This window comes from Nonomuraea solani, from assembly GCF_900108335.1.
Lineage (GTDB): Bacteria > Actinomycetota > Actinomycetes > Streptosporangiales > Streptosporangiaceae > Nonomuraea > Nonomuraea solani.
In genome coordinates, this window is the sequence record NZ_FNVT01000001.1 from 23911 (window position 1) to 43285 (window position 19375).

Annotated in this window: 19 protein-coding genes; 12 read left to right on the plus strand and 7 right to left on the minus strand. The window is 70.8% G+C overall.

What is annotated here, in order from left to right:
* Nucleotides 1-40 precede the first annotated feature (40 nt).
* Entirely contained in the window at nt 41-1468 is a 1428-nt protein-coding gene (locus tag C4V41_RS00105) for an aldehyde dehydrogenase family protein (RefSeq protein ID WP_103953642.1), read from the plus strand.
* A 1-nt stretch (nt 1469) separates the two neighbouring features.
* Here C4V41_RS00105 and C4V41_RS00110 read toward each other — a convergent pair whose 3' ends face one another.
* Complete coding sequence (locus C4V41_RS00110; RefSeq protein WP_200823655.1) at nt 1470-2546, minus strand: trypsin-like serine peptidase; 1077 nt, start codon at nt 2544-2546, stop codon at nt 1470-1472.
* Between the two features lie 270 nt (nt 2547-2816).
* Between C4V41_RS00110 and dxr the strand changes: the two genes are divergently transcribed.
* Together dxr and ispG are read left to right on the plus strand one after the other, a co-directional pair.
* Nucleotides 2817-4007, plus strand: a complete 1191-nt coding sequence (gene dxr, locus C4V41_RS00115; RefSeq protein WP_103953643.1) for a 1-deoxy-D-xylulose-5-phosphate reductoisomerase — start codon at nt 2817-2819, stop codon at nt 4005-4007.
* A gap of 39 nt (nt 4008-4046) precedes the next feature.
* On the plus strand, nt 4047-5210 hold the full coding sequence (ispG, locus tag C4V41_RS00120) for a flavodoxin-dependent (E)-4-hydroxy-3-methylbut-2-enyl-diphosphate synthase (RefSeq protein ID WP_103953644.1): 1164 nt from the start codon (nt 4047-4049) through the stop codon (nt 5208-5210).
* 113 nt (nt 5211-5323) lie between these two features.
* Here the strand turns inward: ispG and C4V41_RS00125 are convergent, their stop codons facing one another.
* Nucleotides 5324-5809, minus strand: a complete 486-nt coding sequence (locus C4V41_RS00125; protein ID WP_235029826.1) for a PIN domain-containing protein — start codon at nt 5807-5809, stop codon at nt 5324-5326.
* 15 nt (nt 5810-5824) lie between these two features.
* Nucleotides 5825-6286, minus strand: a complete 462-nt coding sequence (locus C4V41_RS00130) for a helix-turn-helix domain-containing protein (protein ID WP_103953645.1) — start codon at nt 6284-6286, stop codon at nt 5825-5827.
* Nucleotides 6287-6491: 205 nt separating this feature from the next.
* Between C4V41_RS00130 and C4V41_RS00135 the strand changes: the two genes are divergently transcribed.
* Complete coding sequence (locus C4V41_RS00135) at nt 6492-8081, plus strand: alpha/beta hydrolase (RefSeq protein ID WP_327535306.1); 1590 nt, start codon at nt 6492-6494, stop codon at nt 8079-8081.
* 72 nt (nt 8082-8153) lie between these two features.
* On the plus strand, nt 8154-8996 hold the full coding sequence (locus C4V41_RS00140) for a GNAT family N-acetyltransferase (protein ID WP_103954650.1): 843 nt from the start codon (nt 8154-8156) through the stop codon (nt 8994-8996).
* A 16-nt stretch (nt 8997-9012) separates the two neighbouring features.
* Here C4V41_RS00140 and C4V41_RS00145 read toward each other — a convergent pair whose 3' ends face one another.
* Complete coding sequence (locus C4V41_RS00145) at nt 9013-9390, minus strand: DUF3037 domain-containing protein (protein ID WP_103953647.1); 378 nt, start codon at nt 9388-9390, stop codon at nt 9013-9015.
* Nucleotides 9387-10193 (minus strand): HipA family kinase, encoded by an 807-nt coding sequence (locus C4V41_RS00150; RefSeq protein ID WP_103953648.1) that lies wholly within the window; start codon nt 10191-10193, stop codon nt 9387-9389. Before C4V41_RS00150 ends, C4V41_RS00145 begins: the two co-directional genes overlap by 4 nt.
* 82 nt (nt 10194-10275) lie before the next feature.
* Here C4V41_RS00150 and C4V41_RS00155 point away from each other — a divergent pair, with 82 nt between their 5' ends.
* Together C4V41_RS00155 and C4V41_RS63845 are read left to right on the plus strand one after the other, a co-directional pair.
* Nucleotides 10276-10713, plus strand: a complete 438-nt coding sequence (locus C4V41_RS00155) for a MarR family winged helix-turn-helix transcriptional regulator (protein WP_103953649.1) — start codon at nt 10276-10278, stop codon at nt 10711-10713.
* Between the two features lie 4 nt (nt 10714-10717).
* Nucleotides 10718-11266: a TetR/AcrR family transcriptional regulator gene (locus tag C4V41_RS63845; protein WP_103953650.1), complete on the plus strand. Its 549-nt coding sequence runs from the start codon at nt 10718-10720 to the stop codon at nt 11264-11266.
* Here C4V41_RS63845 and C4V41_RS00165 read toward each other — a convergent pair.
* Together C4V41_RS00165 and C4V41_RS00170 are read right to left on the minus strand one after the other, a co-directional pair.
* Nucleotides 11250-12122, minus strand: a complete 873-nt coding sequence (locus C4V41_RS00165) for a TIGR03619 family F420-dependent LLM class oxidoreductase (protein WP_103953651.1) — start codon at nt 12120-12122, stop codon at nt 11250-11252. The genes C4V41_RS63845 and C4V41_RS00165 overlap by 17 nt on opposite strands.
* A complete protein-coding gene (locus tag C4V41_RS00170) occupies nt 12119-13366 on the minus strand; it encodes an LLM class flavin-dependent oxidoreductase (protein ID WP_103953652.1) in 1248 nt (415 codons plus the stop codon). Before C4V41_RS00170 ends, C4V41_RS00165 begins: the two co-directional genes overlap by 4 nt.
* A gap of 88 nt (nt 13367-13454) precedes the next feature.
* Between C4V41_RS00170 and C4V41_RS00175 the strand changes: the two genes are divergently transcribed.
* The 5 genes from C4V41_RS00175 to C4V41_RS63850 all read left to right on the plus strand — a co-directional run bounded on the left by C4V41_RS00175 (nt 13455) and on the right by C4V41_RS63850 (nt 19375).
* A complete protein-coding gene (locus tag C4V41_RS00175) occupies nt 13455-14261 on the plus strand; it encodes a TIGR03619 family F420-dependent LLM class oxidoreductase (RefSeq protein ID WP_103953653.1) in 807 nt (268 codons plus the stop codon).
* A gap of 33 nt (nt 14262-14294) precedes the next feature.
* On the plus strand, nt 14295-15788 hold the full coding sequence (locus C4V41_RS00180; protein ID WP_103953654.1) for a serine/threonine-protein kinase: 1494 nt from the start codon (nt 14295-14297) through the stop codon (nt 15786-15788).
* A gap of 54 nt (nt 15789-15842) precedes the next feature.
* Nucleotides 15843-17240, plus strand: a complete 1398-nt coding sequence (locus tag C4V41_RS00185; protein WP_103953655.1) for a serine/threonine-protein kinase — start codon at nt 15843-15845, stop codon at nt 17238-17240.
* Nucleotides 17241-17346: 106 nt separating this feature from the next.
* Nucleotides 17347-19215, plus strand: a complete 1869-nt coding sequence (locus C4V41_RS00190; protein WP_103953656.1) for a protein kinase domain-containing protein — start codon at nt 17347-17349, stop codon at nt 19213-19215.
* 28 nt (nt 19216-19243) lie between these two features.
* Entirely contained in the window at nt 19244-19375 is a 132-nt protein-coding gene (locus C4V41_RS63850) for a DUF6203 family protein (RefSeq protein WP_235029827.1), read from the plus strand.

Here is a 19375-nt window from a genome sequence, read left to right on the forward strand (position 1 = left end):
TGTAAATCCCCGGTGTGCGGCTTGGCATAACGTCGGGGGTATGGACGTGCGTACCTTCTGGCTGGCCGGCCGCGCCGCGACCGGGGACACCGAGCTCACCGTCACCAACCCGCATGACGGCCGCGAGGTCGGCAGGCACTCCGTGCCCACCGACGCCCAGGTCGAGGAGGCCGTCGCGGCCGCTCGCGCGGTGGCCGGGCAGGCCGCCGCGCTGCCCGTGCACGTACGGGCCGAGGCCCTGGCCCACGTCTCGCGCCGGCTGGCCGAGCGGGCCGAGGAGATCGCCCGGCTGATCACGGCCGAGAACGGCAAGCCCATCCTCTGGGCGCGCGGCGAGGTCGGCCGGGCCGTCGCCACCTTCCGCTTCGCCTCCGAGGAGGCCCGCCGCTGGTCGGGCGACGTGCAGCGGCTCGACACCGAGCCGGCGGCGGCCGGGCGGCTGGCGTACGTGTCGCGCGTCCCGTACGGACCCGTGCTGGCGATCACCCCGTTCAACTTCCCGCTCAACCTGGTCGCCCACAAGGTCGCGCCCGCCATCGCCGTCGGCGCGCCCGTCATCGTCAAGCCCGCCCCCGCCACGCCGCTGTCCTCGCTCGTGCTCGGCGAGATCCTGGCCGAGACCGACCTGCCCGCCGGCATGTTCTCGGTGCTGCCCATCGAGAACGACCGCGCCTCCGGCCTCGTCCAGGACCCCCGGCTCCCGGTGGTGTCGTTCACGGGCTCGGCGCCGGTCGGGTACGCCATCGCCGACCAGGTGCCGCGCAAGCACGTGACGCTGGAGCTGGGCGGCAACGCGGCCGCCGTCGTGCTGGCCGACGCCGACCTCGACTGGGCGGCCCAGCGCATCGCGCTCTACTCCAACTACCAGGCCGGCCAGAGCTGCATCGCGGTGCAGCGGGTGATCGTCGAGCGGCCGGTGTACGACGCCTTCGTCGAACGCCTGCTCCCGGCCGTCTCCGGCCTCGTCACCGGCGACCCCGCCGACGAGAAGACCCAGGTGGGCCCGCTGGTCTCGGAGGCCGCCGCCGAGCGGGTCGAGCAGTGGGTGCAGGAGGCCGTCGCCGCCGGGGCCAAGGTCCTGGCGGGCGGCACCAGGGAGGGCGCGACCTTCGCCCCGACGGTGCTGTCGGACGTCCCCCGGGAGGCCAAGGTCGCCTGCGAGGAGGTCTTCGGGCCCGTCATGATCCTCCAGCCGGTGGGGTCGATGGAGGAGGCGTACGCGGCGGTCAACGACTCCGCGTACGGGCTGCAGGCCGGGGTGTTCACGCGCTCGCTGGACGCCGCCTTCCGGGCCAACAGGGAGTTGGAGGTGGGCGGCGTGATCATCGGCGACGTGCCGTCGTACCGGGCGGACCAGATGCCCTACGGCGGGGTCAAGGACTCCGGGATCGGGCGCGAGGGGCTGCACTCGGCGATGACGGACCTGACGTACGAGAAGGTCATGGTGCTGACCGGGCTGTCGCTCTGACCTAGGCGTGCTCGGCCGTGTTGAACAGGGCCTTGGCGGCGTCGCCGAAGTAGGGGCCGTACATGGTGCGCTGGTCGTCGCTGTACTTGAAGCTGCTCAGCGACGTGATCGTGCCCTTGCCGGTCGTGGGGTCGAACCTCGTCATCCAGGGGCCGCCGCTGGAGCCCGCCGTCATGTCGCAGCCGAGGCCCTGGTCGCGGGTCTGGCCGTACGGGTCGTCCTTGAGGCGGCCCGCGCAGTAGACCAGGTGGTCGCCGTCGTAGGGCGGGTCGGCGGGGTAACCGAAGCCGAACGCCTGGCCGCCGCGCGAGGAGTTGAACCCGATCTCCTGCGTGCCCACCGCGTCGGCGACGTGCTTGCCGCCCGAGGTGGCCAGGGCGACCATGCCGACGTCGTGGTTGTCGTCGCCGCTGCGTGACCAGGGGCCGGCGACGAACATGCGGCGGGCGGTGTACTGGCCGTAGGGGTGCGCGCCGCCCGTGCGGTAACCGGGGACGAACGTCCAGTTCGCCGCCCACTCGCCCACGCCGTCCTTGACGCAGTGGCCGGCGGTGACCACGACGTCCTTGTTGGCGCTCCTGACCGTGCTGGCCGAGCAGACGAAGTCGGCCCCGGCGACCGTCAGGAACACCCGGCCCGTGGTCCTGGCCACCAGGCCGCCCGTGACCCAGCGGGCGCCGACCGTCCTGGCGTCGGGTCTGGCCGCCGCCAGGGGGCGTGCCGCGCCCATGAGCCTGCGCGCGGCCTGCTCGCTTGTGAGGTCGGACGTGGTGCGGGTGCTCGTACGGCCCGTCAGGTCGTCCACCAGCTTTCCGCCCTTCGTCACGACGTCGAGCAGGCCGATCGGGAGGGCTCTGGCCATGCGCTCCGTGGTCCAGTAGGCGAGCACGCGCTGCTGGTCGGCGGGGGTGCGCGCGGCCACGTGCTCGACGATGTCGCTGTGGGCGGCGGCCGTGCGGACGTGTGCGGCGGCAGGCGCGCCGGCCTGCTGCGGGCCCGGGACCGCGCCGAGGAGCGTGGGGCCGATCAGCCCTGCCAGGAGCGGAGCGGCCGCAAGCAGGGGGGTGCTCAGGGTCATGGATCACGAGTGTGCACCACGACGTGTGTCGTTGTCGTTACTTTCGGTAAATGGCCCAGGGTGTGTGGGTGTTTTGGGGTGCTTGATGAGCGGTCTGGGTGTTTGGAGGTCAGCCGCCTAAATATCCAGATTTATTGGGACTCGTACAAGCTGATATGGCGATATTCCAGCCGGAATTACGTGTGTTATCGCACGTCGCAAAAGGGAGGAAAATCGAGTTCGGGCAGGCCCGCGTGCCCGAGCGCACCGTCCAGCGGGGACAATGGAGGCGTGCATGCAGAGAACCTCCGCTCCGTCGTCGTGCTCGGCTCCACCGGTTCGATCGGCACGCAGGCCCTCGACGTCATCGCCGCCAACCCGGGCGGCTACCGGGTCGCCGGGCTGGCGGCAGGGGGTGGCAAGGTCGACCTGCTGGCCAGGCAGGCGGCGGAGTTCGGCGCCGAGGTGGTGGCGGTGGCCGACGCCTCGGCCGTACCGGCGCTGAAGGAGGCGCTGGCGGCGCACCACGCCCGGCCCGTCGTGCTCGCCGGGCCGGAAGGCGTCGCCGAGGTGGCCGGTTGGCAGTGCGACATGGTGCTCAACGGCATCACCGGCGCGCTCGGGCTGACCTCCACGCTGGTCGCGCTGGAGGCGGGCCGGCTGCTCGCGCTGGCCAACAAGGAGTCGCTGATCATCGGCGGGCCGCTGGTGAAGCGGCTGGCGAGCCCCGGCCAGATCCTCCCGGTCGACTCCGAGCACTCGGCGGTGCAGCAGTGCCTGTGGGCCGCCGGGCCCGGCGGTCACGACCCCTCGCGCGTCCGTCAGCTCGTGATCACCGCCAGCGGCGGGCCGTTCAGGGGCATGAAACGCGAGGAGATGACCGACGTCACGCCGGAGATGGCGCTGGCCCACCCCACCTGGTCCATGGGCCCGGTCATCACGATCAACTCCGCCACCCTGGTCAACAAGGGGCTGGAGGTGATCGAGGCACACCTGCTGTTCGACCTGCCCTTCGACCGGATCGAGGTCGTGGTGCACCCGCAGTCGATCATCCACTCCATGGTCGAATACATCGACGGCTCCACCATCGCCCAGGCCAGCCCGCCCGACATGCGGCTGCCGATCGCGCTGGCGCTCGGCCACCCCGAGCGCGTCCCCGGCGCGGCCCGGCCGATCGACTGGACCAAGGCGCACACGTGGACGTTCGAGCCGCTGGACGACGTGGCGTTCCCGTCCGTCGCGCTGGCCAGGCACGTCGGCAGTGAGGGCGGCACCGCGCCGGCCGTCTACAACGCCGCCAACGAGGCGTGCCTCGACGCGTTCATGCGGGGCCGGCTGCCCTTCCTGGCCATCGTCGACACCGTGGCCAAGGTCGTCGAGGAGCACCAGGTGACTCCCGCCGATTCCGTCGAAGAGGTGCTGGCGGCCGACGCCTGGGCGCGCGCCCGTGCGGCGGAACTCACAGCCGGGCAGTCCCGCTAGCTACCTAAACTGGAAAGCGTCGTCACACTAAGGGTTGAAATGTCTCCTGTAGCTCTCGGCATCCCGTCGGTCCGTCCCAAGCCCCTCGCCGAACGCCGCCACTCCCGCCAGATCATGGTCGGCAGCGTGCCCGTGGGCGGGGACGCGCCGGTCTCGGTGCAGTCGATGACGACGACGGTGACCGCCGACGTCAACGCCACCCTGCAGCAGATCGCCGAGCTCACGGCGTCGGGCTGCCAGATCGTCCGCGTGGCCGTACCGTCTCAGGACGATGCCGACGCGCTCCCGATCATCGCGAAGAAGTCGCAGATCCCGGTGATCGCCGACATCCACTTCCAGCCGAAGTACGTGTTCGCCGCCATCGAGGCCGGCTGCGCGGCCGTCCGGGTGAACCCCGGAAATATCAAGAAATTCGACGACAAGGTCGGCGAGATCGCTCGCGCGGCCGCCGACCACGGCGTCCCGATCCGCATCGGCGTCAACGCCGGCTCCCTCGACCCCAGGCTCCTGCAGAAGTACGGCAAGGCCACCCCCGAGGCGCTGGTCGAGTCCGCGCTGTGGGAGTGCTCCCTGTTCGAGGAGCACGGCTTCCGCGACATCAAGATCTCGGTCAAGCACAACGACCCCGTCGTCATGATCAACGCCTACCGCCTCCTGGCCGCCCGCTGCGACTACCCGCTGCACCTGGGCGTCACGGAGGCCGGCCCCGCCTTCCAGGGCACGATCAAGTCGGCCGTCGCCTTCGGCGCGCTGCTGGCGGAGGGCATCGGCGACACGATCCGCGTCTCCCTCTCGGCCCCGCCGGTCGAGGAGGTCAAGGTCGGCGCCCAGATCCTGGAGTCGCTGGGCCTGCGCGAACGCGGCCTCGAAATCGTCTCCTGCCCGTCGTGCGGCCGCGCCCAGGTCGACGTCTACACCCTCGCCGAGCAGGTCCAGGCGGGCCTGGAGGGCATGAAGGTCCCGCTGCGGGTGGCCGTCATGGGCTGCGTCGTCAACGGGCCCGGGGAGGCCAGGGAGGCGGACCTGGGGGTGGCCTCGGGCAACGGCAAGGGGCAGATCTTCGTCAAGGGCGAGGTCATCAAGACCGTACCGGAGTCGCAGATCGTCGAGACCCTGATCGAGGAGGCCCTGCGCCTGGCCGACGAGATGGGCGTCGAGGTCGACCTCGACGAGGACGCGAGCCCGACGGTCACGGTCGGCTGATCTTCTTCCGGGGTGTGGGCCTGAAAGTAGGCCCACACCCCGGCCGGCTCATCCGAACCATCGTCTGACCTCATCGGCGAACCTTGGTGTGCCGGTTCGCTCCAGGGCTGTCATCAGTCCCGGTACGGTTCTGGGATCGCGCTTGTAGCCGTCAGCTTGCTCGCGCAGCGTTCGAAGGACAATTCGGGGTGCCGCATCCAGCAGCCGAGGAGGAAGATGTCCGGAGTGAGCAGTTCGATGTCGTACGGCTCGCGGGAGTCTGCGGGAAAGTCTTTCGCATTGAAGGTCACCAGCGCGTTCGCGCCCACGCACACTCCGGCGGCCAGCACATGACGGTCCTTCTCGTCGCAGGTCACCGTGGGGATGAGAGGCTGGTAGCCGATCACTTCGGCGTCTTCGAAGGCGAGTCGCATCTCGGCCACCAGCCGGCGCACGACCTGGGCAGGGATGCCTGCCCTGATCAAGTTACGGTCCAGCTCATCCAGGATGTCCGCGGACCACAGCGGCCGGAACAGGCCGGCTTCCGCCAGGCGCAGCAGAGTGTCCCGTAGATAGGCGGGATACAGAACGCGCGTGTCAAGGACGACGCTATAGGTCATGCCGACCCCATCTGATCACCTGGTCGGGCGGAAGTCGGCGGTTGCCTCGTACAGATCGGCTTCTTCGGAGATCTCGACCATCCGGTCCAGAGAGGCTCGGCGTTGGTGACGACGGCGCTCCTGGTAGGCCAGCACCTCGCGGAGCAGGATCCGGCGGTGTCGTCCCGGCTGTTCGTAGGGGATCTCGCCGCGTTCCAGCAGTCGGACCACTGTCGGCCGGCTCACGCCCAGCAGGTCGGCGGCTTCCTGAGTGGTGAGCGTCTGGTGATGAGGCGCGATCGTGACCGCCTGTCCGGCGGCCATCGCCAGCACCACCAATTGGACGACCTCGAACACCTCGTCGGGCAGGACGATTCGTTCTCCGGACGCCCCGACCAGCTCCGCGTGTCCGCCGTGAGCGTGTCGCACCGCATCGGCCAGTTGATCCAGCGGCACCCCAGGCGGAAGAACCGTCCGTTCGACCAGTTCAGCCGTCATTTGAGCCTCCTCTCACCATCTCGACTGTAGCAAGAAATCGAACGAAACGAACATGCCCTTCTCCGAGACCGGCCGTGCTTGACTACGCCTTGCAATGGATCCATTACAAAATGGCAAGCCTTCCCCATACCCAGCGTCACGACCCGATCGCTCGCGGGAGCATCGCAGGGCCTATGACAGGGCCTATGACTGGGAAGGGGGCCGGGTGAAGCGGGTAGTTGGGGTTGTTGCCGGGCTGGTGGTGCTGGTCGCCGGGATCGTGACCGCGGACAGTGCGGTGGCCGACAGGGGGGCGCCGGCTGCGGCGGTGTGGGGGGCCTGTCCGAAGGTGGCGGGGAAGGCGGTGGCGGCCGATCTGGAGTGTGCCACCGTGCGGGTGCCGCTCGACTACCGCGCCCCCATGGGGCAGTCGATCAAGATCGCGCTCAACCGGATCAAGGCGAAGGTGTCCAGGGACGCGAACCATCTGGGCACGCTGCTCATCAACCCCGGGGGGCCGGGGTCGCCGGGGCGGGACCTGACGGAGTACGTCGCCACGCAGCTACCGGTCGACGTGTCCGAGCGGTACGACATCGTGGGGTTCGACCCCCGGGGCGTCGGCGGGAGTGAGCCGGCCGTGCGCTGCGTGGATCCGGCCGCCTACTACAAGGCGCCGCGGCCCGACGCGGTGCCGCACGGGAAGGCGCACGAGAAGGTGCTGCTCGCCCGGGCCGCCGAGTACGCCGGCCGCTGCGGCCACCTCTGGTCCTGGCTGCTGCCGCACCTCACCACCGAGAACACCGCCAGGGACATGGACCGCGTCCGCGCCGCCCTGGGCGAGGAGAAGATCAGCTACCTGGGCTACTCGTACGGCACCTACCTCGGTGCCGTCTACGCCACCCTCTTCCCGAACCGGGTCAAGCGGCTGATCATGGACAGCACCGTCGACCCCTCCGGCGTCTGGTATGAGTCCAACCTCAAGCAGGACCGCGCCTTCGAGCGCCGCCACCGCCAGTTCCTGGCCTGGACCGCCAAGCACAACTCCGTGTACAAGCTGGGCGCCGGCACCAAGCAGACGTCGTTCGCCTACTACGCGATGCGCGACCGCCTGCGGGCCCGTCCGGCGGGTGGCATCGTGGGGCCGAGTGAGCTCGACGACACCTTCACCGTGGCCGGCTACAGCGACAAGGTCTGGCCGCTGTTCGCCCAGGCGTGGTCCTCGTACGTGCGCCAGGGCGACACCAAGGGCCTCATCGAGATCTACGACAAGCACGGCAAGCAGGACGCCAAGGACGAGAACGGGTACGCCGTCTACCTCGGTGTCCAGTGCCGCGACGCGCGGTGGCCGCGCAACTGGGACCGGTGGCGTACGGACATGGACGCGATGCACCGCCGCGCGCCCTTCCTGACCTGGCCGAACGCCTGGTTCAACGCCCCCTGCGCCTTCTGGCCGGTCAAGGGCGGCAAGCCGGTCGAGGTCCAGGGCTCGAAGAAGCTGCCCCCGGTCCTCATCCTGCAGTCCCGCGACGACGCCGCGACGCCGTACAAGGGGGCGATGGAGATGGCCAAGCGCTTCCCGACCTCGCGCATGGTGGTCGAGAGCGGGGGCAACCACGGCATCTCGCTCGGCGGCAACGCGTGCGTGGACGGGCACCTGGCGGCGTACCTGAGGGACGGGTCGCTGCCCAAGCGGGGGGCCACGTGCGCCGCGCTCGCGGAGCCCCGTCCGGCCGCCCACATGACGTCGGGAGAGCCGAAGTCCGCCGAGCTGCTGGGGCTGCTCGGAGCGCTCGGAGGGCTCACCGGCGGAAGGTGACGTCAAGAAAGGGTTACCGTGGGCAGCGCCAGATGAGCTAATCGGTAACCCTTCGCGTAGTCTGACCTAGTGATGCTGCGTACATCGGCGTCGCGCGTGCTCGACGACAGCGACCGGGACGAGGTTCTCGCCCTGCTGGACAGCGATCCGGTCGCGAACGTCTTCGTCGCCTCCCGGGTGCGGGCCGTCGGACTCAATCCGGCCCGGCTCGGTGGGCAGATGTGGGGGTTCGGGCAGCGCGGTGGCCTTGTGTCACTCTGTTACGCCGGTGCCAACATGGTGCCGGTGAACGCCGGTCCGGAGGCCGTGCACGCCTTCGCCGACCGTGCCCGTAAGCAGGGGCGGCGCTGCTCGTCCATCGTGGGGCCGATCGACGCTGTCTCCCTGCTCTGGGAACGGCTGGAGCCGCACTGGGGCCGGGCGCGCGCGATCCGCTGGGCTCAGCCGGTCATGGCCACCTCGCGCAAGTCGCCGGTGCCCGCCGATCCGCTCGTACGCCGGGTGCGGCCGGACGAGTTCGACATCCTGCTGCCCGCGTGCGTGGCGATGTTCACCGAGGAGGTCGGGGTCTCGCCCAACCTCGGTGACGGCGGCGCCCTCTACCGGACCCGGGTGGCCGAGCTGATCCGGATCGGGCGCTCTTACGCGCGGATCGAGGACGGCCGGGTGGTGTTCAAGGCCGAGGTGGGGGCCGTCACGCCGCAGGCCTGCCAGATCCAGGGCGTCTGGGTGGCGCCCGACCTGCGCGGGAAGGGTCACGCGGCGGCGGGGATGGCCGCCGTGGTCGAAGCGGCCATGAGCTGTTTCGCCCCGATCGTCACCCTCTACGTCAACGACTTCAACCGGTCGGCACGGGCCGTCTACCGCAAGGTGGGCTTCCACGAGGTCGACACGTTCATGTCCGTACTTTTCTAGACATGTCCGGGCTTTTCTAGATTCGCACCAGCTTGTCGAAGAGCCTGGCCAGCTCCGTGACCGGATCGGCGGTGAGTCCGGCGTGCACCGGGCCCGTCTGGACGATCGTGCTGCGCGGCGCCGTCAGCCAGCGGAACCTGCCGCCCAGCGGCTCGCCCGCCAGCGGCCCAGGGTCGTCGCCGCAGGCCAGCTCGTACGCGCTGAGCGCCCGGTCGATCCCGTCGATGTCGGCGTGCGGATCGAGGGCGCGCAGCCGGGCCGGGTCCAGTTCGACCCGGGCGCACAGGTAACCGCGCGGCTGGCAGTAGAGCAGCACGCCCGCGTTGATCAGCTCGCCCCGCTCGACCTTGGGGATGACGCGGATCACCGCGTACTCGTAGACGTCCCTGGTCATCGGCTGCCGCCTCCCCGCCAGAACTCGCCGACCGAACCGGGGCCGGTCTTCGGCGACAGGTGCTCACTGCGTACGAGCCACTCGCCGTGAGCCCGTTCGAGCAGATGATCGACGTACGCCCGCCGCACGGCCGCCGGCGAGTCGAAGCCCGGCTCGCCCTCCAGCCATTCGTCCGGCACCAGTGCCGTCACCGTCTCCAGCAGCTCGGCGGTGATCCTGCGGGCGAGATCGGCGCCGGCGGCCGGCACGTCGCCCGCGTAAGGCGCCAGCACGTGGTCACTCGCGTCGAACGGCCGCTGCGGGTCGGCGGTGCGCCAGTTGTGGTGGAACCAGAGCGCCGCGCCGTGGTCGATCAGCCAGGTGTCGCGGTGCCAGACCAGCAGGTTGGGGTTGCGCCAGCTCCGGTCGATGTTGTGGATCAGGCCGTCGAACCACACCAGCCTGGCCGCGAACAGCGGATCGGCGACCCAGGCCAGCGGCTCGAACCCGAGCGCCCCGGGCAGGAAGTCGACCGCCAGGTTGAGGCCGGTGCTGGCCTTGAGCAGGTCTTGCACCTCCTCGTCCGGCTCCCTGATGCCGAGCTGCGGATCGAGGTCGATGAGCTTCAGATCGGGGGTCCTGAACCCGAGGCGGCGGGCCAGCTCTCCGGCGATGATCTCGGCGACGAGCACCCGCCGGCCCTGACCCGCCTCGCGGAATTTCACCACGTATGTGCCCAGGTCGTCGGCCTCGACCACGCCGGGCAGGGACCCGCCCTCCCGCAACGGGGTCACATAACGGGTGGCTGCGATCTTATCCAGCACGAGATGAGGCTATCGTCCCTTCGCACCGCCCCTGTCCAGGGGCAGCCCGGATCGCTGTCGTGACAGCCAGTAGCCTGGCCATATGACGGAACGACCTTTCGAGCTGACCCTGGGCGGAGGGGCGCTGCTCGTACAGGTGGGGCGGGAACTGAACACCGAGACCGAGCGGCGGCTGGCCCCGTTGGGGCTGACGGCCCAGCAGGCGGCGCTGCTGCTGCACGCGTCCGGCGGCGCCAGCACGCCGAGCCTGCTGAAGACCCGGCTCGGCACGGACACGGCCGGGATGACCCGCCTGTGCGACCGGCTGCAGGCCAAGGGCCTGCTCCGGCGCGCCCGGCATCCCGAGGACCGGCGCTCGATCGTCATCGAGCTGACCGACGAGGGCCGGGCGCTGGTGCCGCGCCTGCCGCCGATCTTCGGGCGGATCACCCACCAGGTCTTCGAGGGGTTCTCCCCGGAGGAGATCGCGCGGATGGCGGAGATGCTGCGGCGCATCATGACCAACCTGTCCGGGGCGTGACCGGGTGGGGCGGCTGAGCGCGGACGACTGGGCGCGGGCGGCACTGGCGGCGCTGGCCGAGGGCGGGCTGGCGGCCGTGGCCGTGGAGCCCGTCGCGGTGCGGCTCGGGGTGTCCAAGGGCAGTTTCTACTGGCACTTCGCCAACCGGCGGGCGCTCGTGGAGGCGGCGCTCGCGCGCTGGGAGGCGTGGACCGAGGAGGTCATCGCGGGGCTGGAAGGCGTACCGGATCCGGTGGTGCGCATGCGGACGCTGCTGGAGCAGGCGTTCGGCGACGCGCAGGACGCGGCGATCTCCTTCCGGCTGATCAGTGAGGCCGACGATCCCGTGGTCGGCGCGGTGGCGCGGCGGGTGAGCGAGCGGCGGCTGGCGTACATGCGCAGGACGCTGGAGGAGGCCGGCCAGCGGCCTGAGGAGGCGGCGCGGCGGGTGCTGGCCGGGTACGGGACCTACTTGGGGCTGGCGGCGCTGGTCCGGGTGGGCGCGGTGGCGGAGGTGCCGCCGGACCTGGTCGAGGTGGCCATGGTGGAGCTGGGGCTCACATCTTCGCGATGACCTCCTCGGCGAAGCGCTCCATGGTGGCGATCTTGAGGTCGAGGGTGCCTTCGCCGTACCGGGCCTTCTCCTCGGGGGTGGCCAGCCACCACGGGGCGGCCATCGTGCCCGTGACGCCCTTGGCGGCGAAGCGGCGGTAGGTGCCGGCGTCCGGCAGGACCGCCAGCGGCGCGATGATCTCGAACGGCTCGTCGGCCCTTCCATGTTCGGCGAGGTGGCCGCGCAGGGTGTCGAGGACGGTGTCGAACTGCTCCTCGGTGTAGATGCGGTTGCCGATCCAGCCGTCGCCCAGCTTGGCGGCGCGCCGCAGGGCCGCCTCGCTGTCGCCGCCCACGTAGACGGGAATGGGAGCGGCCGGGGTGGGGGAGATCGACAGGGGCGGCAGGCCGTCCACGGTCACGGTCTCGCCGGTCCACAGGGCGCGCAGCACGGGGAGCATGTCGTTCAGCCGCCGGCCGCGGGTGTGGAAGTCCTGGCCGGTGCCCTCGAACTCCTCCTTGCACCAGCCCACCCCGACGCCGAACGTCACGCGCTCGCCCGACAGCACCGCGGCCGTGGAGACCTGCTTGGCCACGGTGAACAGGTCACGGGCGGGCGCGATGTAGACGTTCGGGGAGAAGCGCAGCGTGCTGGTCACGGCCGCCATGGCGCCGATCGTCACCCAGACGTCCGGCCAGTGCGTGCTCGCGTCCCAGCGTGGCCGCCCCGACTTCGAGTACGGGTACGGCGAGGCGAAGTCCGCGTAGAAGAGATGATCGGACAGCGTCAGCGTGTCGAACCCGCACCGCTCGGCCGCCCGCGCGAGCTCCAGGAACTGGCCGGTGTCGACGAACGAGGCTCCCAGCCAGAATTTCATCGGAACTCCGGTGCGACCTTGGTGGCGAACAGTTCGAGGTTCCGCTTGACCGTGTCCAGGGGCAGCACACCCTGCTGGCCCTGCATGTACAGCCCGAACCACTCCAGGTCCGGCATCCGGTCCAGCATGCGCTGGATGCCGCGCTTGACGTCGTCGGGGGTGCCGAACAGGGCCATCTCGACGTCGTTCATGCGCTTGGCGTCGCCCTTCTCCGGGGAGATGGGCTTGTGCTTCTCGTCCTCCTTCTTGCGCAGCACCTCCAGGTAGCCGAACGGGCCGAAGAAGGCGGCGAAGTCCTTGGGGATGCTGCGGCCGAAGGTGTTGATGGCGTCCTCGGTGGTGTCGGAGATGCCGACGATCTTCAGGATGCCGGTGTGCTCGCCCAGCTTGTAGTCGCGGCCCTGCTTGGCCGACTCCTCCTGGTACAGCTTGGCCTTGGCCGCGTGGTCGTCCGGGTTGGGGGTGAACATCCACGGCAGGATGTTCTCCTGCGCGGCCCTGATCACCGACCGGTCCGAGATCGTGAACGGCTGCCACAGCTCGGGGTACGGGTTCTGGTACGGCCGCGGGCAGACCGACACCGCCTGCACCTTGTCGTCCTCCGACAGCTCCCCTGGCGCGCCGAAGGTCCTGGTCCACTCGATGGCCGGCCAGCCCTCGATGCCCTCGTACGGATAGGGCACCTGGTAGTCCAGCACGTCCGACTTGTACCGCAGGCTCTCCTCCGTCCACGCCAGCTTCATGATCTTCAGCACCTCACCGAAGACGTCGAAGTTGCGCGTGTCGGTGGCCGAGCCGTCGGAGCGGGCGGCGGCCGCGTGCCAGCGCTGGCCCAGGACGTTCATCCAGCGGTTCTGGTAGCCCCGCGCCACGCCCAGCCGCAGCCGTCCCTTGCAGAACTGGTCGAGCAGCGCCACGTCCTCGGCCGCCCTGATGGGGTCCCAGGCGGGCAGCACCATGCCGAGCGGCGCGAGCAGGATCCGCTCGGTCCTGGCGGCCAGATCGGTGAGGAACATCAGCGGGTTGACCGAGAACTCCATCCCTTCGGAGTGGAAGTGGTGCTCGGTCATCATCAGCGCGTCGAACCCGATCTGGTCGGCGTGGACGGCTATCTCCCGTACCTCGTGCAGCAGTTTCTGGTACGACTCCGTGTCGCGCCCGATCGGGCGTTTGGCCTTGGCATTCTCCTCGGCCGCATATCCAGAGCCTGGAATCTGGGGATTCAGGAAGATAGAGAACTTCACCGGGAACCTCTTTCCGCGGGATGGTCTTCTGCAAGGTACTCTGGAAATCTTAACCGAGCAATCGCTTGGTTCATAAGGAGGTCGGCGCATGAGGCTCGGGGTCACGATGTTCGCCACCGATCGGGCCATGCCGATCCAGGACCTGGCCAGGGCCGCCGAGGAGCGCGGCTTCGACTCGCTCTACGTGCCGGAGCACACCCACATCCCGGTCTCGCGCCGCACCCCGCCGGCGGCCGGCCAGGACGAGCTGCCCGAGGAGTACAAGCGCACCCTCGACCCCCTCGTCGGCCTCTCCTTCGCCGCCGCCGCGACCACCCGGCTGCGTGTCGGCACCGGCATCCTGCTCGCCGCCCAGCGCGACCCCATCGTCACCGCCAAGGCCATCGCCACCCTCGACCATCTGTCCGGCGGACGGGTGGTGGTCGGCGTCGGCTTCGGCTGGAACGTGGAGGAGATCGAGAACCACGGCGTCCCGTACGGGCGGCGGCGCGAGGTGGCCCGTCATAACGTGCTGGCCATGCGGGCGCTGTGGCGGGACGAGGTCGCCTCTTTCGACGGGTTCGAGCCCTCCTGGTCATGGCCCAAGCCCGTGAACGGGCCGCCCGTCTATGTCGGCGGGGCCGCGGGACCGAAACTCTTCGCCCACGTCGCCGAGTACGCCGAAGGCTGGATGCCGATCGGCGGCCACGGGATCAAGGCTTCGCTCCCCGCCCTGCGGGAGGCGTGCGAGAAGGCGGAGCGGCCGATGGCGAAGGTGATCCCGTTCGGCACCCGGCCCACCCGGGAGAAACTGGACTATTTCGCCGGGCTCGGCATCGAGGAGTCGGTGGCCACGCTGCCCAGCGCGCCGGCGGACGTGGTGCTGCCGATTCTGGACGCGTACGCCGCGCTGTAACGCGTGTTGCGCTTGCTGTAATAATGGCGCCCTATGTCCGAGCTCCACGCTGATGACCCCCGGCAACTGGGGGAGTACCAGCTCTCCCGCAGGCTCGGGCAGGGGGGCCAGGGCGTCGTCTTCCTCGCCCATTCGTCCGGCGGGGCACAGGTCGCCGTCAAACTGCTGCACGCCGGCCTGTCCGGCGATCCGGACGTGCGGCGCCGGTTCCTCGGCGAGGTCGAGGCCGCGCGGCGGGTGGCCGCCTTCTGCACCGCCCAGCTCCTCGACGCCGACCTCGACGGTGACCGGCCCTACCTGGTCAGCGAGTACGTCGAAGGCCCCTCGCTGGGCGAGCACGTGATCGACAAGGGGCCGCGGACGGGCGGCTCGCTCGAACGCCTGGCCATCGGCACCGCCACCGCTCTGGGCGCCATCCACCGGGCCGGGGTCGTGCATCGCGACTTCAAGCCGGGCAACGTGCTGCTCAGCCTCGACGGGCCGCGGGTGATCGACTTCGGGATCTCACGGATGATCGACACCGCGCTCACCACCAGCGGCGTCGCCATCGGCACCCCGGCCTACCTGTCGCCGGAGCGCATCCAGGCCGTGCCCGCCGGGCCGCCCGCCGATCTGTGGGCCTGGGGGCTGACCGTCGCGTACACGGCGACGGGCAGGCATGCGTACATGGCGGACACGTACCAGGAGATCCTGGCCAGAATCCTGTACGGCAAGCCGGATCTGAGGGGTCTGTCCGGGCGGCTGCGGGAGATCGTGGAGGCCTGCCTCGCCCACGATCCCGCCGAGCGGCCGGACGCGGAGGAGGTGCTGCGGTGGCTGCTGGGGCATGACGCGGAGACGGACGACGTGCTCAGGACCGGCGTCCGAGCGGCCACCGCCGCTCCCGACACCGCCCCTTCCGGCACCGCTCCTTCCGATACGACGGAACCGGGCCAGTCGCCGCCCGAGCCGCTCCCGACCGCCGACCTCAGGGGCATCCGCACCGGGAACGGCGAAACGGAACCGAAGGAAGGGTTACCGCCCGGACGCCGGTTACGGGCATGGCGGGGAGCGGTGGCGGTCGCCGGGCTGGCCGTGGCGGTGACCGGCTTCGTCCTGTGGACGCGCGGCGACCAGCAGGCCGGAGCGGGGCGCACGGGGACGGAATCGGAGCTGCCGGCGGTCGCGCGATCGGCGACCGTCGAGCCCACGACGGCCCCGGCCAAGCCCGTTCAGGAGCCGCGTCTGGCCGGCACGTGGAAGGGATCGGCCGAGCATCCCACGGCCAAACGGATCTTCCCCGTCGAGCTGGAGCTCGGCGACGACGGCGGGGTCATGCGGTGGGGATCCGACCTGCACTGCTCGGGACGGCTCAACCCGACCAAGAGCGCGCAGGCGTTCGCGCTCGACCACGTCAAGGGTGACGCGTGCCATCCCGGGACGCTGCGCATCGTCCCGACCGCCGACCCCAACCAGATCGTCATCACGGTGACGCGAGAGGGGAAACACGAGGTCACCTATTCGGGCACGGTCGCCCGCGGTTCCTGACCGGTTGCCGATCAGTACGCCTCGCCGTTATAAGAGCGGGCATAATGGCAGGATATGTCCGAGCTACGTGCCGATGATCCGCGCCAACTGGGGTCGTACCGGCTTACACGCAGACTCGGCCAGGGGGGCCAGGGGGTCGTCTATCTCGGCGAGTCGCCGCAGGGGGCGCACGTCGCGGTCAAGCTGCTGCACGCCAGCCTGTCGGGGGACCCGGACGTGCGGCGCAGGTTCCTGGGTGAGGTCGAGGCGGTGCGCAGGGTGGCCGCGTTCTGCACGGCGCAGCTTCTCGACGCCGACCTGGAGGGCGATCGGCCGTACCTGGTCAGCGAGTACGTGGACGGGCCCTCGCTGCGCGAACATGTGGTCGCCGAGGGGCCGCGGACCGGCGGCTCGCTCGAACGCCTGGCCATCGGCACCGCGACCGCCCTCGGAGCCATCCACCGGGCCGGGGTGGTTCACCGGGACTTCAAGCCGGGCAACGTGCTGCTCGGCATCGACGGGCCGCGAGTGATCGACTTCGGGGTGTCCAGGCTCGCCGACACCTCCGTCACGACCAGCCACATGCCCATCGGCACGCCCGCGTACATGGCGCCCGAGCGGATGAAGGCCGAGTCGGCGGGGCCGCCGGCCGACATGTGGGCCTGGGGGCTGACAGTGGCCTACACCGCCACGGGGCGGCACGCGTACCGGGCCGACACGCATCAGGAGGTGCTGGCCCGGGTCCTCTACGGCAAGCCGGACCTGGGCTCGCTGAGCGGGCGGCTGCGGGAGATCGTGGAGGCGTGCCTGGTCCCCGAGCCGAAGGAGCGGCCGGACGCAGAAGAGGTGCTGCGGCGGCTGCTCGGGCAGCACGCGGACGGCGCCGACGTGCTGTCCACCGGCGCGATGGCCGCCGTCGGCCCCTCAGGGCACATCACCAGAGGGCCCGCCACCACGCGTCCCGGCATGGTCGTCGGGATCGGCGTCTCGGAGGCCGCGCCCGGCGTGATCACCGACCCCAACCCGACCACGAGCTTCCCCGCCATCACCGCCGCGACGACCGAGGCGCCGGTGCCGAAGAAGGGCCGCGCCTGGCAGGTCGCCGTGGCGGCGGCCGGGGCACTGATGGCGCTGGCCGGGTTCTGGTACTGGCTGGGCGGGGCGCGGGCGCCGGGACTGACGGGAACCTGGACGGGCTCGGCCGAGCATTTCACGGCCGACCGGATCTTCCCCGTCGAGCTGGAGCTCGGCGACGACGGCGGGGTCATGCGGTGGGGCGCCGATCTGCACTGCACGGGGCGGCTCACCCGGGACGGGACGGTCTTCGCGCTCGATCAGGTCAAGGGCGACGAGTGCTATCCGGGCACGCTGCGCATGTTCCCGACGTCCGACTCCAACCAGATGGCCATCAAGGTCACGCGTGAAGGTAAGGACGAAGTGACGTATTCGGGCAAGGTCGCACGCACGTCTTGACCGGCTGTGTCACGGTCAGGCGGCGATTGCGTTGAGCACCGTTGACTGATCGCCGCCCGTTGCATTCAGTAGAAAGCAGCAAGGGTGGCGGCGAGGGGAGGCGCCCGTGCCAACGGCGCAGCCGCTCAGAACGGGGGACCCGCAGCGACTCGGGGAGTACGCACTTTCCGGACGCCTGGGTGAGGGTGGTCAAGGCGCCGTCTTCCTCGGTTCACGGGGTGGCGAGACATACGCGGTCAAGCTTCTGCACGGGCCCGTGGGCGACGAACGGGCGGCGTTCCTGCGGGAGGTCGAGCTGGCCAAGCACGTGGCCCGGTTCTGTACGGCCCAGGTGATCGACGCCGGGTTCGACGAGGGGCGTCCGTACATCGTGAGCGAATACGTCGACGGCCCTTCTTTGCAACGGGAGGTCGCGCTCACCGGGCCCCGGCGGGGTGGCGCGCTGGAGCGGCTGGCGGTCAGCACGGCGACCGCGCTGGCCGCGATCCACCGGGCCGGGATCGTCCACAGGGACTTCAAGCCGCAGAACGTGCTGCTCGGCTCCGACGGGCCGCGGGTGATCGACTTCGGGCTGGCCAGGGCGCTGGACGCGGCGGCCACGGTGAGCGGGCGCGGGGTGGGGACGCCGGCGTACATGGCGCCCGAGCAGATCACCGCGGCGGCGGTCACCGGAGCGGCGGACGTGTTCTCGTGGGGCGCGACGATGTGCTTCGCGGCCAACGCCTCGGCGCCGTTCGGGCAGGACTCGGTGGCGCCGGTGCTGCACCGGATCCTGACGGCGCCGCCGGAGCTGGGGCGGCTGGACGGGCGGCTGCGGACGCTGGTGGAAGCCTGCCTGGACAAGGACGCGCGCAACCGGCCGAGCAGCCGGGAGCTGCTGTTCGAGCTGCTGGGGGAGTCGTCGCAGGACGTGCCTGCGGAGGTGCTGCGCTCGCCCCCGCCACACATTCTGCGCGACACGCCCATACTCGTCCCCGAGCAGCGAGCGCCCGCCGGCGACTCAGGGGCCACTCCGCTGGCCGAGCCGGAGGCGACCGGCGCGCCCGGCGGCTATGTGATGCCGGACGTGCCCCGGCCGCGCCGGGGCTGGCCCAGGGCGGCCCTCGCGGTCTGCGTGGCGCTGCTGGTGACGGCGGCCGTACTGCTCACCATGATCGTCCCATCGCTGAACAAGAGCGACGCGGTGCCGGGCCCCCAGGCCGCCGGGCCGTCGAACCCGCCGCCGACGGAACCCGCGCCCACGGTGGCCAAGTCCGCCCCGGCCAAGACCAGGTCGGCGGGACCGCGCGAGTCCGCCGTCGATCCGCCGGTGGCCCGGCCGCCCACGGTCACGGTGCCGCTGCTGACGGGCCTGACCAGGGGCGCGGCGACCAGGGCGATCCAGGACGCCGGGCTCGTGCTGGGCTCGGTCACCCCGATCGACTCGGGGCGCAAGATCGGCCAGGTGCTGGCCAGTCAGCCGGCCTCCGGCACGTTCGTGAACCAGGGCGCCAAGGTGTCGTTGCAGGTGTCGGCCGGGCTGGCCGTACCCGCCGTGACGGGCATGCGGCGCAAGGCCGCCGAGTCGGCGCTGACCGGCACCGGGCTCACGGTCGGCGCCATCACCACCACCTGCTCCCAGTCGCCGGACGGCCGGGTGCTGTCCACACGGCCCAAGGCGGGCCGCCGCGTCCCGGGCGGCACCCCGGTGGCGCTCACGGTGGCGCGAAAGGGCGCCACCGTGCCATCGGTCGTCGGCCAGGCCCGTGAGGACGCGCGGGGGGCGCTGATCGCGGCGGGACTCACGGTGCAGACGAAGGACCAGGTCGTGGAGGACGAGTCGCGGGTCGGCACCGTACTCGCGCAGAGCGTCCCGCCCGGGGTGTGCGGCGCGCCGGGCGCCTCGATCGTGATCACCATCGGCATGGCCGCCCCGCCGAGCCCCGACCCCGGCGAGCCCACCGAGACCCCGACCGGGCCGATCCCCGGCGACTGACGCTTCCGTCTCAGGGCAGGTGGGGGGCATGAAGAAGTTCCTGAAAGTGCTGGTGGTACGCCGCCTGGCGGCCACCCCGATCGGGCTGGTCGCTCTGGGAGTCGGCTGGTACCTGGGCCGGCGGCACAAGAAGCGGCGGGACGAGCGCGCCAAGCACTGA